Below are 14,929 nucleotides of genomic sequence, written 5' to 3'. Positions count from 1 at the left end.
AGCGGGCTCGCCCGCGATGAGGCCCGTCGCCTTACCGAAGATGCTAAGGAATAAACCATGCTGCAACTGATCCTCGGCGGCGCCCGCTCCGGCAAAAGCCGCCTGGCTGAAAAACTCGCGACAGACAGCCAACTCCAGGTGACCTACATCGCCACCAGCCAACCCCTCGACGGTGAAATGAACGACCGGGTGGCCCATCACCGCGCCCGCCGACCGGCCGAATGGGCGCTGATCGAAGAACCCCTGGAACTGGCCCGCATCCTGCGCGAAACCGCCAGTCCCGAGCGTTGCCTGCTGGTGGATTGCCTGACCCTGTGGCTGACCAATCTGCTGATGCTCGACAACCCCGAGCGCCTCAGCGCCGAGCGAGAAGCCTTGCTGGACTGCCTGACCTCACTGCCGGGTGAAATCATTTTTGTCAGCAACGAGACCGGAATGGGTGTCGTGCCGCTGGGCGAATTGACTCGCCGCTATGTCGATGAAGCCGGTTGGCTGCATCAAGCTCTGGCCGAGCGCTGTCAGCGAGTCGTCCTGACCGTCGCCGGCCTGCCCCTGACTTTGAAAGGAACTGCGTTATGACTCAATCCTGGTGGCTGAACCCGTGCAAGCCGATCGATGCGGCAGCGGTCGAGCAGGCCGCAGCGCGTCAGCAGCAACTGACCAAGCCGGCCGGTTCCCTCGGCCGACTGGAGTCGGTAGCGGTGCAATTGGCGGGGTTGCAGGGGCAGGTCAAGCCGGGCCTCGATAAGCTGTGGATCGCGATTTTTGCCGGCGATCATGGCGTGGTCGCCGAAGGGGTGTCGGCGTTTCCCCCGGAAGTCACCGGACAAATGCTGCACAACTTCGTCAGTGGCGGCGCGGCGATCAGCGTGCTGGCACGGCAGTTGGGCGCTTCCCTTGAAGTGGTTGACCTCGGCACTGTCAACCCGGCGTTGAATTTGCCGGGTGTGCGTCACCTGAACGTGGGCCCTGGCACGGCGAATTTCGTCGACGGTCCGGCGATGACGCAGGCCCAGGGCGAACTCGCCTTGCAGGCCGGACGCGACAGCGTGCAGCGCGCCATTGCGGCGGGCGCGCAGTTGTTCATCGGCGGCGAGATGGGCATCGGCAATACCACTGCGGCCAGCGCCTTGGCTTGTGCATTGCTCGATTGCCCGGTGGTGCATCTGGCCGGGCCGGGCACCGGACTGAACGCGGCGGGCGTGAGCCATAAGGCTCAGGTCATCGAGCGTGCGTTGGCCTTGCATGGCGCTCAGCGTGGTGACACGTTGCAAACCCTGTTCAACCTCGGCGGTTTTGAAATCGCCGCACTGGTCGGCGCCTATCTGGCGTGTTCCCAGGAAGGTGTCGCAGCGTTGGTGGACGGCTTCATTTGCAGCGTCGCCGCGTTGGTCGCGGTGCGCTTGAACCCCGAATGCCGGCAGTGGCTGTTGTTCGGGCATCGCGGTGCCGAGCCAGGTCATCGCTTTGTACTGGAAACCCTCAACGCCGAGCCGTTGCTGGATCTCGGCCTGCGCCTGGGCGAGGGCAGCGGTGCCGCGTTGGCCGTGCCGGTGCTGCGTCTGGCCTGCGATCTTCACGGGCAGATGGCAACCTTCGCCGAGGCTGCGGTGGCGGATCGTCCGGCAGGACCTTGCGCCTGGATCTTTTGCGCCACGGCGAAACCGAACTCGGCGGCGGCCTGCGCGGCAGCCTCGACGATGCGTTGACCGACAAAGGCTGGGCGCAGATGCGCGCCGCCGTGATCGAGCAGGGGCCGTGGGATCGTCTGGTCAGTTCGCCGTTGCAGCGTTGTGCACGGTTCGCTGAAGAGCTCGGCGCGCAACTGGGGTTGCCGGTGCAGCTGGATAAGGATGTGCAGGAGCTGCACTTCGGCGACTGGGAAGGGCAGAGCGCGAAGGCGCTGATGGAAACCGACGCCGAGGCCTTGGGATTGTTCTGGGCCGACCCTTATTCGTTTACACCGCCTCAGGGTGAGCGAGTCGAGGATTTTTCGGCGCGCGTGCTCGCTGCGGTTGCGCGTCTGCACACAGCTTACGCGGGCGAGCGGGTGTTGCTGATCAGCCATGGCGGCGTCATGCGTTTGCTGCTGGCTCAGGCCCGGGGACTGCCCCGTGAACAGTTGCTCAACGTTGAAGTCGGCCACGGTGCGTTGTTCTCGCTGTCGGTCGAATCTGGCGGTTTATTAAAGGATGCGTCCTGACCATGTTGCCGTTCTGGATCGCCCTGCAATTTCTGAGCAGCTTGCCGATACGTCTGCCAGGCATGCCGGCGCCTGAGGCATTGGGGCGGTCGCTGCTGTTTTATCCGCTGGTAGGGCTGCTGTTCGGCGCGATTTTGTGGGCGCTGAATTGGCTGTTGCTGGGCACGCCGTTGTTGCTTCACGCCGCGTTGTTGCTGACGGTTTGGGTGTTGCTCAGTGGTGCGCTGCACCTTGATGGCCTGGCCGATAGCGCCGATGCGTGGCTCGGCGGGTTCGGCGACCGTGAGCGCACGCTGACGATCATGAAGGACCCACGCAGCGGCCCGATTGCCGTGGTGACGCTGGTGCTGGTGTTGCTGCTCAAATTCGCGGCGTTGCTGGCGTTGATTGAGCAGGGGCACGGCGTTGTTTTACTCATCGTTCCCTTGATTGGCCGTGCTGCGCTGTTGGGGCTATTTCTGACCACGCCGTATGTTCGCGCCGGTGGACTGGGGCAGGCGTTGGCTGATCACTTGCCGCGATTGGCCGGTAAGCAGGTGTTGGGCGTCAGTGCGGTGGCTTGTGTACTGATTGCCGGTTTCAGCGGGGTGTTGGCGTTGGTGCTGGCGGCGCTGGTGTTTGTCTGGTTGCGGCAGGTGATGGTGCGGCGCTTGGGTGGCACGACCGGCGATACGGCTGGTGCGTTGCTGGAGTTGCTGGAGATGGCATTGCTCGTAGGGCTGGCACTAATTGTGTAGGAGCGAGGCTTGCCCGCGAAGCTTTTGGCGCACTCAAGGACGCCTTCGCGGGCAAGCCGCGCTCCTACACGGGTAACATGCATCAAATATTTGCTTTCATTTAACCGCGGGTATATACACGCACCATGCTCGATTCCCAATGTTTATGCATCAACCTGCGTCGCGCCGCCCGTGGCGTCAGCAGGCATTACGACGGCGCTCTCGACGGCTTCGGGATCAACGTTGCCCAGTATTCTTTGCTATGCAATCTGCAGCGTCTGGATCAACCGAGTATTTCCACCCTGGCCGAAGCCATGGGCCTGGACCGCAGCACGCTCGGGCGCAATCTGCGCGTGCTGGAAGGCGAAGGGCTGGTGATGCTGGTCGAGGGCGAGGACATGCGCAATCGTATCGTCCGGCTGACCGAAGCTGGTGCTGACCGACTCGCTGCAGCCTTGCCGGCCTGGGAAGCGGCGCAGCAGCGCTTGATTGACCGCTTGGGAGCCGAGAAACGCGAAACGTTGCTGAAGCTGCTGGACGAACTGGCTTGATGCCGGGTTGTTCGATCTTAAGCGGGTATATACCCGCTACCGGAGAATAAGAATGACCTCGATGTGGCGTACTTGCGGTTGGGTGTTGGTGGGGAGTGCGCTGATTCTTGCGTTGTCTCTGGGGGTGCGACACGGCTTCGGATTGTTTCTGGCACCGATGAGCGCCGAGTTCGGATGGGGGCGTGAGACGTTTGCTTTTGCCATCGCCTTGCAGAACCTGATCTGGGGCCTGGCGCAGCCCTTCACCGGCGCGCTGGCCGACCGCTTTGGTGCGGCGAAAGTGGTGGCGGTCGGTGGTGTCCTGTATGCGCTGGGACTGGTGTTCATGGGCATGTCGGATTCGGCTGCGACCTTGTCCCTGAGTGCCGGCCTTTTGATTGGTCTCGGCCTGTCGGGCACTTCGTTTTCGGTGATTCTCGGTGTGGTCGGGCGCGCAGTGCCGCCGGAGAAACGCAGCATGGGCATGGGCATTGCTAGCGCCGCCGGTTCTTTCGGCCAGTTCGCCATGTTGCCCGGTACGCTCGGGTTGATTGGCTGGCTCGGTTGGTCCGCCGCGTTGCTGGTGCTAGGCGTGCTGGTGGCGCTGATTGTGCCACTGGTGAGCATGCTCAAGGACAAGCCGTTACCCGTGCTCGGTCATGAACAAACCTTGTCTGAAGCACTGCGCGAGGCTTGCTCCCATTCGGGTTTCTGGCTGTTGGCGTTCGGCTTTTTTGTCTGCGGTTTCCAGGTGGTGTTTATCGGCGTGCACCTGCCGGCTTATCTGGTGGACCAGCATCTCCCGGCGACGGTGGGCACCACGGTGCTGGCGCTGATCGGCTTGTTCAACATCTTCGGTACTTATACCGCCGGCTGGCTCGGTGGGCGGATGTCCAAGCCGCGTTTGCTCACGGCTCTGTATCTGTTGCGAGCGGTGGTGATTGGGTGGTTCCTGTGGGCGCCGGTCACGACCACCACCGCCTACCTGTTTGGCATGATGATGGGCTTCCTGTGGCTGTCGACAGTGCCTTTGACCAACGGCACTGTGGCGACCTTGTTCGGCGTGCGAAACCTGTCCATGCTCGGTGGGATCGTTTTCCTGTTTCACCAGCTCGGTTCATTCCTCGGTGGCTGGTTGGGCGGGGTGGTGTATGACCGAACCGGGAGCTATGACTTGATCTGGCAAGTGGCGATTCTCTTGAGTCTGTTGGCCGCCGCGCTGAACTGGCCGGTGCGTGAGCAGCCGGTGGCGCGCCTGCAAACCCGGCTGAGTGCGATATGAACAGTCTTTGGCCGCAGATAGCAGCAGTCGCTGTCGGCGCCTTGCTGCTGGCCCTGGCGTGGTGGGGCTGGCACCAGGGCGGGCTGGCATTGATGCAGTTGGGCATGGGTGCTTGCTAGCAGGACAGAAGGGCGAGTAACTTCGTTTCTGACGACCTCTGAAGGATGCACCGACATGCTGATGCGCTGGTTGGCAGTTCCCGCGTTACTGGTAGCGTTTACCGGATTGGCTCAAGCGGCAGAGTGCCCGGCACTGTTGCAAGGCTCATTGCCCAAGTTGCGCGCCAATGAATCCATCGACCTGTGCCAGCGCTACGCCGGCAAGCCGCTGGTGGTGGTCAATACCGCAAGCTTTTGTGGTTTCGCCCCGCAGTTTAAAAGCCTTGAGGCGCTGAATCAGCGTTACAAGGAGCAGGGGCTGGAGGTGCTTGGCGTTCCGTCTAACGACTTCAAGCAGGAGTCCCAGGACGGCGCAGAGACCGCCAAGGTTTGCTACGTGAACTACGGCGTGACCTTCACCATGACCGAGCCGCAGAAAGTCCGCGGCGAGGGCGCCACTCACTTGTTCAAGATTCTCGCCAAGCAGACGAGCGCGCCGAAGTGGAACTTCTACAAGTACGTAGTCGATCGCCAAGGCAAGGTGATTGCCAATTTCTCCAGCCTGACCAAGCCCGACGATCCCGAGTTCATTGAAGCGGTGGAGAAGGCCCTGGCTTCGCCGCCGCGGGCGTCCACCCCCTGATCGCCGCCCACAAAAAAGCCCCGCCTCTGAACAAGAGAGCGGGGCTTTTTTGATTCGGGCGGCGAGGGGTTCAGCCTCGCCGCGAATCATCAGAAGCGGGGAGTCGCGCCCACACCCAAACCATTTGCATAGTTTTCATACTTGGCGCTGTAGGCCCGGCGGCCGTTGTTGTCGTTGACCTTGACCGCCTCTTCACGCAGGTACGAATACGCCACGTCGATGGTCAGGTCGTCGGTCGGGCTCCAGCCGGCACCCAGGCTCAAGATCGTGCGATCGCCAGTCGGGATGCGTGGGGAGCGGTTTTCGTTGTTGGTCGGTGCCTGGTCAACGGACAGGCCGGTACGCAGCACCCATTGCTTGTTCAACTGGTAGGAAGCACCGATGGCGTGAGCCCAGGTGTCGTGCCAGTTCTGCTCTTCGGTGATAGTGCCGAACCCGCGTGCGGCCAGAGCGGCAGGAACGCCTTCGTTCTCGACGGTGATTTCTTTCAGGCGGCTCCAGCGAGTCCAGGTGCTGCCTGCGTAGAGGGTCCACTGGTCGTCCAGTTTGTGGGTAACCGAGAAGTCGACCGACTCAGGCGTCGTGATGTCCAGCGAAGCGTCGAACTTCTGGTTCGGGTTCTGACCCAGGGCACCCAGCAGGCCGTAGTTAACCTTGGTATTACCCTCGAGCTTGTACTTCACTTTCGAGTGGTAAGTCAGGCCGACGCTGGTGCGGTCGGTGGCTTGAACCAGGATACCAACGTTGTAGCCCAGCGCGGTGTCGTCACCCTTGATCTTGACTTCGCCGTCCGGTGCCAGCGGGTTCAGCGACAGGTTCGATTCCAGCTTGCCGTCGATGCGGTTGATGGTCGGGCCGAAACCGATGGACACCTTGTCGTTGAAGGCGTAGCTGACGGTTGGCTGGAGGGTGACGATCTTGACTTCGCTCTTGCTGCCGAAGTAACGACCGGCAAAGCCGTTCTCGTAGTCGGTCACCAGGCCGAATGGGGCGTACACGCCGATGCCGAAGGCCCACTGGTCATCGATTGGCTTGACGTAGTAGCCCATCGGTACGCCCATGAAAGGAACCATGTCACCTTTGTTCGTACCACCGTTCGGACGGGAGCTGGCATCACTGATGTCAGTGTGTGCATCGATAAATGCAACACCGCCGGTTACTTGTTCGCGTTTGAGGCGAGACATGCCGGCAGGGGTGCCAAAAATGGTGGATGCGTCATCGGCAGATGAAGATCGCCCAGCAAAACCTGTACCCATCCCGCTGATGCTTTGTTCGTTCAGGGCAAAGCCACTTGCGAAGATTTGGGTGGATGCCAAGGTAACGGCGAGGCTAAGGGTGGTTTTGAGCATTACTTTTTTCATTATTAGAACTCCTGGTGATCACCGGGGCGAAAATTACCAACATTTTCGTTCCAGCGCCATAGGCTGTATCGCTTGATTTAGAGCGGTTTTGTAGGACAATCAGGCCAGATTCGCGACGTGTTACGCGATCTTGCGAAAATGCTGGGTCAGCAGGCGACCTGATTCAAAGATGAAACACAGGTTTGCCAGGCGTAAGTGAAGTCTCTCAGACGTCCTTGGGGCTGGAAGATCTGGCGCCAGATTCGGGCCATTCCCAGCAGGTCGTCGGCTTCGGGGAGGGGAGTGTTCTGTTCTTCGATCAGCAGCCACGCGATGGCTGTGGCGTAACGCAGGTTGACGGTCAATTCGAGGTGCGGACCGCTGAGGAAAGCATGCTGGCTGGCCAAACCGCGGACCAGGCTTGCGCGTTCCGGGTCAAGTGCCAGGTAGTGGTCCCAAAGTGCCTGGTGGCGGGGTTCGGCGATTCGGTACAGGCCGTGTCCACGGCGGTCATGCAGGGCAGTACCAAGGGCTGACTGGCTGGCGGCGATGCCCAGCAGCAGGGATTCGGCAGTTGCGCTATGGCGTCCAAGGTAGATCAATGTCGGGCGGATCACATAGCGGCACAGTTCGCTGGCAGCGATACCCATAAAACCCTCGAAACATGAAATGGTCGGCGAAACCTGAATTTAGCGTTGGCAGCGGTGAATCGAGTCAGGCTCGCCGGAAGCGGATCAAGCCGCTTGAGTTGAAGTGTAGTGTCATATTCGCGCCGTAAAGGCCTGTTTTTAAAATATTTCCGGCTGCCAGTTATAACCGTTATATCGGTTAGTGCTTAGGCGCAGAGAGGGAAAAGTGAAATATCGGGCAATAAAAAGCCCCGCTTTTTGGGCAGGGCTTTTGAGGTTTTCAGTCTTTCTGGCGTATCAGGCAACCAGTGCCTGACGGGTACGCTCGATCACGGCCTGCAGCGGCTCGGCGCTGGAGTATTGATCGGGGTACAGGCGTTCGCTGTGACGAGCGATGCCGTGTTCGTTGACCAGAGTGAAGCTGAAGCAGCCTTTGCGAGCGGCCATGATCAGGCAGTTCATTGGTGCAAAAGCGTTGGTTAGGGTGCGGATGGCATCCTGGGTGTGGATTTGAGTAGACATAGTCATTGGGTGTTCCTACAAGCGACACGGATAAGAACCGTGCAAAGTTAAAACGTTCCAGTGACGACGACCACCATTGGTCGAACGAAGAACCCGACTGGAACAAAGCAGCCAGTTTGAAGCGCTGATAAATTGGCGCGCTTGGGCTGGCAGGTAGGTACTTAGGAGGGCAGGCAACACATCAAGGGCAAAGGTTCTGGGCCCAGGGTGAAGATCCTGATCAATTTGCAGGTTGGTTCGGTCAGAGTAAGTGAACTTCGCAACACCCTTTGCTTTCGTTTCAAAGGCTGTGTTGACGCAAGGTTTACCTGGAAACCATCGAGGTGGTCGATCCGCTTTGTCGGTGCAGGCTTCCGTTGGGAGGCTGACCGGGGGGGATTTGTTCGACCAGAATTGACTTTCAGCTTGGTACTAACGCCGCGGATACTAACGGATTGAATTGCAGAAAGGAAGTGTGTTAGCAAAAAAGATTCATGGCGTGCCTTTTGTAGCAGCTGTCGAGCTTGCGAGGCTGCGTTCGGCTGCGCAGCAGTCGTAAACCCTGAGTGCAAGGTTTATCTGAAACACCGCATTGTCTGATTTTACGACTGCTGCGCAGCCGAACGCAGCCTCGCAGGCTCGACAGCTGCTACAGAGCCGAACGCAGCTGCTACAGGTGCGCGGTGCTGCTCTGTAAAGCTCGGAATCCGACGGCTGGTCGGCCGCCTGGAGCTGCCTGAATCACGGCTTTGCGCAGGTTTATCCCCAGGCTCAGCTAAAAAAAGCGCCGAAAAAGCCCATCGATATAACTGCCTCGAAGGTACTTGTGCACATAAGTCGCGCGGGTTGTCACCCCGCTGTCATCTTCCCTTCAAACGCAGTGGGTGCCTGTAACCAAAATTTAAGTCAATGAAAAACATCGCTTTTTTTTACTGGTGAAAAAATCGTCAGTTTGACTGCGGGCCCCATTCCATAGGGCTTTGCGAGAGTTCAAGGGCGGTTGTCCACTGAGTTATCCACAGCTTCTGTGGATTGTCCCGAGCGCTTGCTCTAGGACGGGCGTGCCGGGTTTTTTTAGGCTTTACCTGTAAGAAAAAAAGAGTAGAGTGGCGCGCCTTCCGATCTGCCCCACAGTGCTTTATGAAGTTTCGCTCAGCATCAGACTCTGCCACCTCGACACCCCCCAATGTGATCCCTCCCAAGCGCTTTTCGATGCGTGTGGCGGAGTGGCTTCTCGACAGCCCGCGCCTGGGCGAAAACACCAACGTCAAACACTTTGCCGGACGTTTGCTCAAGCAGCCCGCCCGTGAAGGCGTCGTGGCCGCGCAAAGCCGTCTCGGTCTGCTGATGTGCCGTGAATGCGGCAACGCCCGGGACCGCCGAATCGGCCAGGACCTTTTGCGTCAAGCCGCGCGGGCAGGGGATAAGCGCGCCCGGCAGGAACTCGGTCTGATCGAAGACTGAGCTGTCCAAGACCTGACGCCTTGGTTAACCTTCAGGCTTTATTTGATTGGCAGGAGTGGCTATGGCTATGGACTTGACCAGCGCATTGCTCGGTCTGGCGGGCGCTGCACTGCCGTTATTGGTACTGGCCTGGCAACTTCAGCGCCGAGCGAGCGCAACGCAGTCAGACGTTGCGCTGCTGGAAGAGCGACTGGCCATGGCTAATCTGGCTCAGGACGGCTTGAACGCCCAGCTCGAAGCCTGCCGCGATGAGATCGGTGATCTGGGCCAGGCCAACGCTGCCAAACAGGCAGACCTGGCGGCCCTGCGCCGTGAAGTCGAATTGCTGCAGATCGAGCGCGACGACGCCCGCGATGCCGCCCACGCCTGGAATCTCGAACGCGCCGGTAAAGAGGCTGAGCTGCGTCGCCTGGACGCGCAAGCTGCCTCGCTCAACGCCGAGCTGCGCGAGCAGCAGGAAAGCCACCAGCAGCGCCTCAACGACCTGCAAGGCTCGCGAGACGAATTGCGTGCGCAGTTCGCCGAGCTGGCGGGCAAGATCTTCGACGAGCGTGAGCAGCGTTTTGCCGAAAGCAGTCAGCAGCGTCTGGGGCAGTTGCTCGATCCGTTGAAGGAACGCATTCAGTCTTTTGAAAAACGCGTCGAGGAAAGTTATCAGGCGGAAGCCCGCGAGCGCTTCTCGCTGGCCAAGGAGCTGGAGCGGCTGCAACAGTTGAACCTGCGCCTGAGCGATGAAGCCACCAATCTAACCCGTGCCTTGAAAGGCCAGAAAACCCAAGGCAACTGGGGTGAGCTGATTCTTGAGCGAGTGCTCGAGCACGCGGGGCTGGAGAAAGGGCGCGAGTATCAGACCCAGGTCAATCTCAAGGGGCCGGATGGCGAGCGTTTCCAGCCGGACGTGATCATTTATCTGCCGGGCGACAAGCAGGTGGTGGTCGACTCCAAGGTCAGCCTCACGGCTTACCAGCAATATGTGGCCGCCGAAGACGATGCCATCGGCCAGATCGCCATCAAACAGCACGTGCTGTCGCTGCGCAATCACGTCAAAGGCTTGGCCGGCAAGGATTACAAACGACTCGACGGCTTGCACAGCCTGGATTTTGTCCTGCTCTTCGTGCCGATCGAAGCAGCGTTCTCCGCCGCCTTGCAGTCGGAGCCGACGCTGTTTCAGGAAGCGTTCGACCGCAACATCGTGATCGTCAGCCCGACCACCTTGTTGGCGACGTTGCGCGTCATCGACAGCCTGTGGAAACAGGAGCGCCAGAGCCAGAACGCCCGGGAAATCGCCGAGCGCGCCGGGTGGCTGTACGACAAGTTCGTGTTGTTCATTCAGGATCTGGATGAAGTCGGCAATCGCTTGCAGCAACTGGACAAAGCCTACAGCTCGGCGCGCAACAAGCTGACAGAAGGGCGCGGTAACCTGGTCAGCCGCAGTGAGCAACTGAAGTTGCTCGGCGCGCGGGCGAGCAAGAGCCTGCCGGCCGATTTGCTGGAGCGGGCGATGACCGATGTGGATGGCCTGGCCGAGCTGCCTGAATAAACCGAAAAGCATCGCGGGCAAGCCCGCGAAGGCGGCATTCGCGCCACCACAAGATTCAAACCTTAAACATCACAACGGCAAATGCCGACTCAACAACGCCCGCAACGCCGCCGGTTTCACCGGTTTAGCCAGATAATCCAGCCCCGCCGCATGCACTTGGGCGACCATCTCCGGTCGCCCATCGGCACTGATCACCACCCCCGGCACCGGTTCCCCCAAACGGGTCCGCAACCATGCCATCAGCTCGGTCCCCGTCTCGCCGTTATCCAAGTGGTAATCCACCAGCGCCAATTGCGGACGGATGCCGTCGCTCAGCAGCGCTGCGCATTCTTCGCGGTTGCGCGCCGTCCAGACCTGGCAACCCCATCGCGTGAGCAGGCTGTTCATGCCAATCAGGATGCTGTCTTCGTTATCGATGCACAGCACCTGCGCACCGCTGAGCAATTTGCCGTTGAGTTCAACCACCTTGGCCGGAGTCGCAGTTTGCGCCCGAGCCAGCGGCACGCTGACGCTGAACACACTGCCGCGACCTGGCCAGGAGCGGACCTGCAAGGTGTGACCCAGCACGCGACACAGCCCGTCAGCAATCGCCAGCCCCAGCCCCAGGCCTTTTTCGGCTCGGGTCTGGTGGCTGTCGAGGCGTTTGAATTCTTCGAAAATCACCAGCTGCTTATCTTCCGGAATACCCGGGCCACGGTCCCAGACCTCCAGGCACAGTTCGCCCTTGCGCCGACGAACGCCCAGCAACACGGGCCCTTTGGCGTAGCGGAACGCGTTGGTCAGGAAGTTCTGCAAGATCCGCCGCAACAGTTTGCTGTCGCTGTCGACCCGCAACGTACTGCCCCGGACGCGGAACTTCAGCCCTTGGTCGCGGGCCAGCGCCTTGAACTCGGCGCCGAGGACGTCGAACAACTCATTGAGTACGAACGGTTTGGGATCGGGGTTGATCTTGCCGTTTTCCAGACGGGAAATGTCCAGCAGGTCGCTGATCAGGTCCTCGGCCGAGCGCAGTGAAGTGTCGAGGTGATGGACTAGTTTCTGCGCCTCGCTGGACAGTCCGTCGTCCTGATGGGAAAGGGCGGCGGAGAACAATCGCGCAGCGTTCAACGGTTGCATCAAGTCATGGCTGACGGCCGCGAGGAAGCGGGTTTTTGACTGGTTGGCCGATTCGGCAGTGCCCTTGGCTTCGGTCAGGGCCACGTTGAGCTGCGACAGTTCGTGGGTCCGTGCAGTCACCCGTTGCTCCAGGCCCTCGTTGGCCTCGGTCAGTGCCTGCTCGGCTTCGCGGAACGCGGTAATGTCGGTGAAACTCATGACGAAACCGCCGCCCGGCATCGGGTTGCCGATCAGCTCGATCACTCGTCCATTGGGGAACAGCCGCTCGGAGGTGTGGGCGCGGCCCTGGCGCATCCAGTGCAAGCGGCGGGCGACGTGCACTTCGGCTTCGCCGGGCCCGCACAGACCGCGCTCGGCGTTGTAGCGAATGATGTCGGCGATGGGCCGACCGACGCTGATCAAGCCGTCCGGGTAGTTGAACAGCTCCAGATAGCGCCGGTTCCAGGCCACCAGTTTCAGCGACTGGTCGACCACGCTGATGCCCTGGGTAATGTTCTCGATCGCCCCTTGCAGCAACGCGCGGTTGAACTGCAACACTTCCGAGGCCTCGTCGGCGATTCGGACCACATCCTCAAGCTGCATTTCCCGACCTTCAATGGCGGCTTTTACTACCGCGCGCGTCGAAGAGGCCCCAAGCACACCGGCCAGCAGCCGTTCTGTGTGGGCGATCCACTCGCCGTCGGCGTTCTGGTTGGGGTTGAAGCCTTTGCCCTGACGGTAGGCGAAACGGATGAAACTCTGGCGGGCGCGTTCTTCACCGACGAAGCGTGCGGCCAGTTGCAGCAAGTCGTCGATCTGTACTGACAGCATCGAACGGGCGCTGGGCCGGGCGCTGATTTCCTGGCCAATGAAACGACCGGCCTGCCAGTGCTCCGAAACTCGTGTGCGCGACAGCACCGAGACCCAGGCAAACAGGGTGAAATTGCCCGCCAGCGACAGAACCACGCCTTGGGTCAGCGGGGTGATCGGCAAATGCAGCGGGTTGCTGTGCAGCCAGGCCAAGCCCGGGAAACTGTTCAGCGACCAACCGAGGCTAAGGGCGGCGATTGGCAAAATCAGTGTGTAGAACCACAGGAACGTCCCGGCGGCGAGGCCGGCGAACACACCGCGACGGTTGGCCTGTTTCCAGTACAGCGCGCCGAGCATCGCCGGGGCCAGTTGGGTCACGGCGGCGAAGGCGATCTGGCCGATGGTCGCCAGGCTCGCAGTCGAGCCCAGCAGGCGATAGCTGACGTAAGCCAGCAGCAGAATCACCACGATGCTGACTCGGCGTACCGAGAGCATCCACTGGCGGAACACTTCGAACGGCCGCTCGGCGTTGTTGCGGCGCAGCAACCACGGCAACAGCATGTCGTTGGAAACCATGGTCGACAGCGCCACGCTGGCCACGATCACCATGCCGGTCGCCGCCGAAGCGCCACCGATAAAGGCCAGCAACGCCAGGGCCGGGTGAGCCTGGGCCAGGGGAAGGCTGATGACGAAAGAGTCCGGCAGCACCGAGCTGGGCAGCAGCATCTGACCGGCCAAAGCGATCGGGACTACAAACAAGGCGGCCAATGCCAGATACGCCGGGAACACCCATTTCGCCAGGCGCAGATCCTGAGGGTCGATGTTCTCCACTACAGTCACGTGGAACTGCCGCGGCAGGCAGATGATCGCCATCATCGCCACACCGGTTTGCACCACCATCGACGGCCAATTGATGGTTTCCTTCCAGTATTCTTCGAGGCGCGGGGCGAGCATCGCCTGGTCGAACAGGTCGTCGAAACCGTCGTACAGGCCGTAGGTCACGAACGCCCCGACCGCCAGAAAAGCGAACAGCTTGACCAGCGATTCGAACGCAATCGCCAGCACCATGCCACGGTGGTGTTCCGTGGCGTCGAGGTTGCGCGTACCGAAGACAATGGTGAACAACGCCAGCACCAGTGACACGATCAATGCCGTGTCCTGCGCGCGAACGCCCATGGCGTCAGCGCCGGCACCGATCAAGAGGTTCACCCCGAGCACGATGCCTTTGAGTTGCAAGGCAATGTAGGGCAACACGCCGACCAGGCAAATCAAGGCCACCACCACCGCCAGCGACTGGGATTTGCCGTAGCGCGCAGCGATGAAGTCGGCAATCGAGGTGATGTTCTCCTGCTTGCTGATCATCACCATTTTTTGCAGGACCCATGGCGCGCAGACCAGCAGCAGGATCGGACCGAGGTAGATCGGCAGGAACGACCAGAGCTGTTCGGCGGCCTGGCCCACGGCGCCAAAGAACGTCCAACTGGTGCAATAGACCGCCAGCGACAGGCTGTACACCCACGCGCGCACTCGCGGCGGCAACGGCGTGCTGCGACGGTCGCCGTAGAAGGCGATGGCGAACATGATGGCCATATAGGCCAGGGCGACGGCGGCGATCAGCCCGCTGGACAGCGACATGGAAACTCCAGGCAAAAGACACCCGGGATTCACACCCGGTCAGACAGTCTCGCACGATGGACGGGGTTAGTCAGTGTCGACCAAGGTCGAGGCGCGGCGGGGTGTCGCAGGTTGTGAGTCAGCTGGATCGTTGGTGGTTTTTCGGGCCCCTTCGCGGGCAAGCCCGCTCCCACAGTAATCTCCTGTGAGTGACAAATAGTGTGCACACCGAAGATCCCTGTGGGAGCGGGCTTGCCCGCGAAGGTGTCGTTACTGACTCAGCGCAATCTCCCACAGTAATCTCCTGTGAGTGGCAAATAGTGTGCACACCGAAGATCCCTGTGGGAGCGGGCTTGCCCGGGTAGAAACCGGAGACATCCTTTACGTTTTAAACCGGAGACATCGTTTACAGGTATGAAATACGGTCAGGAGGTGCCTGACCATGCCCTGGAATCGAGAGTCCC

General features: G+C 60.6%; 13 protein-coding genes and 1 pseudogene. 10 read left to right on the top strand and 4 right to left on the bottom strand.

All coding sequences use genetic code 11. From position 1 onward, the window contains the following. Positions 1 to 57: 57 nt before the first annotated feature. The 8 genes and pseudogenes from cobU to AEQ67_RS01830 all read left to right on the top strand — a co-directional run bounded on the left by cobU (position 58) and on the right by AEQ67_RS01830 (position 5,472). On the top strand, positions 58 to 579 hold the full coding sequence (cobU, locus tag AEQ67_RS01860; protein WP_059402193.1) for a bifunctional adenosylcobinamide kinase/adenosylcobinamide-phosphate guanylyltransferase: 522 nt from the start codon (positions 58 to 60) through the stop codon (positions 577 to 579). Next, positions 576 to 1,628, top strand: a pseudogene (gene cobT / locus AEQ67_RS01855) (nicotinate-nucleotide--dimethylbenzimidazole phosphoribosyltransferase); the annotation flags it as partial. The gene cobU and the pseudogene cobT, both read left to right, overlap by 4 nt. Positions 1,629 to 1,633: 5 nt before the next feature. Next, on the top strand, positions 1,634 to 2,203 hold the full coding sequence (cobC, locus tag AEQ67_RS01850; RefSeq protein WP_059402192.1) for an alpha-ribazole phosphatase family protein: 570 nt from the start codon (positions 1,634 to 1,636) through the stop codon (positions 2,201 to 2,203). Between the two features lie 2 nt (positions 2,204 to 2,205). Further along, complete coding sequence (locus AEQ67_RS01845) at positions 2,206 to 2,940, top strand: adenosylcobinamide-GDP ribazoletransferase (RefSeq protein ID WP_059402191.1); 735 nt, start codon at positions 2,206 to 2,208, stop codon at positions 2,938 to 2,940. A 125-nt stretch (positions 2,941 to 3,065) separates the two neighbouring features. Beyond that, the gene (locus AEQ67_RS01840; RefSeq protein ID WP_059402190.1) at positions 3,066 to 3,470 is read left to right on the top strand and encodes a MarR family winged helix-turn-helix transcriptional regulator; all 405 of its coding nucleotides are present in this window, start codon (positions 3,066 to 3,068) and stop codon (positions 3,468 to 3,470) included. 52 nt (positions 3,471 to 3,522) lie between these two features. Further along, a complete protein-coding gene (locus AEQ67_RS01835) occupies positions 3,523 to 4,731 on the top strand; it encodes an MFS transporter (RefSeq protein ID WP_059402189.1) in 1,209 nt (402 codons plus the stop codon). Further along, complete coding sequence (locus tag AEQ67_RS36460; protein WP_269084713.1) at positions 4,728 to 4,850, top strand: hypothetical protein; 123 nt, start codon at positions 4,728 to 4,730, stop codon at positions 4,848 to 4,850. The genes AEQ67_RS01835 and AEQ67_RS36460 overlap by 4 nt, the downstream gene beginning before the upstream one ends. A gap of 55 nt (positions 4,851 to 4,905) precedes the next feature. Then, complete coding sequence (locus tag AEQ67_RS01830; RefSeq protein WP_059402188.1) at positions 4,906 to 5,472, top strand: glutathione peroxidase; 567 nt, start codon at positions 4,906 to 4,908, stop codon at positions 5,470 to 5,472. Between the two features lie 89 nt (positions 5,473 to 5,561). On the opposite strand, the gene AEQ67_RS01825 is transcribed toward AEQ67_RS01830, so the two are convergent. The 3 genes from AEQ67_RS01825 to AEQ67_RS01815 all read right to left on the bottom strand — a co-directional run bounded on the left by AEQ67_RS01825 (position 5,562) and on the right by AEQ67_RS01815 (position 7,963). Continuing rightward, on the bottom strand, positions 5,562 to 6,833 hold the full coding sequence (locus AEQ67_RS01825) for an OmpP1/FadL family transporter (RefSeq protein WP_059402187.1): 1,272 nt from the start codon (positions 6,831 to 6,833) through the stop codon (positions 5,562 to 5,564). A gap of 146 nt (positions 6,834 to 6,979) precedes the next feature. Beyond that, entirely contained in the window at positions 6,980 to 7,462 is a 483-nt protein-coding gene (locus AEQ67_RS01820; RefSeq protein ID WP_059402186.1) for a hypothetical protein, read from the bottom strand. Between the two features lie 276 nt (positions 7,463 to 7,738). Continuing rightward, complete coding sequence (locus AEQ67_RS01815; RefSeq protein ID WP_007898912.1) at positions 7,739 to 7,963, bottom strand: hypothetical protein; 225 nt, start codon at positions 7,961 to 7,963, stop codon at positions 7,739 to 7,741. A 1,119-nt stretch (positions 7,964 to 9,082) separates the two neighbouring features. Between AEQ67_RS01815 and AEQ67_RS01810 the strand changes: the two genes are divergently transcribed. Continuing rightward, positions 9,083 to 9,406, top strand: coding sequence for a hypothetical protein (locus tag AEQ67_RS01810; RefSeq protein ID WP_082377760.1), 324 nt, complete (start codon positions 9,083 to 9,085; stop codon positions 9,404 to 9,406). Positions 9,407 to 9,581: 175 nt separating this feature from the next. Further along, positions 9,582 to 10,946: a DNA recombination protein RmuC gene (gene rmuC, locus AEQ67_RS01805; protein ID WP_177333625.1), complete on the top strand. Its 1,365-nt coding sequence runs from the start codon at positions 9,582 to 9,584 to the stop codon at positions 10,944 to 10,946. Positions 10,947 to 11,015: 69 nt separating this feature from the next. Here the strand turns inward: rmuC and AEQ67_RS01800 are convergent, their stop codons facing one another. Beyond that, positions 11,016 to 14,486 carry a hybrid sensor histidine kinase/response regulator gene (locus AEQ67_RS01800; protein ID WP_059402183.1) on the bottom strand — a complete coding sequence of 1,157 codons (3,471 nt, stop codon included), beginning with the start codon at positions 14,484 to 14,486 and terminating at the stop codon, positions 11,016 to 11,018. Positions 14,487 to 14,929: the final 443 nt, after the last annotated feature.

Origin of the sequence: Pseudomonas sp. RIT-PI-q, from assembly GCF_001297125.1 — a bacterium.
Taxonomy (GTDB): domain Bacteria; phylum Pseudomonadota; class Gammaproteobacteria; order Pseudomonadales; family Pseudomonadaceae; genus Aquipseudomonas.
This window is presented reverse-complemented; position numbering and strand designations above follow the sequence as displayed.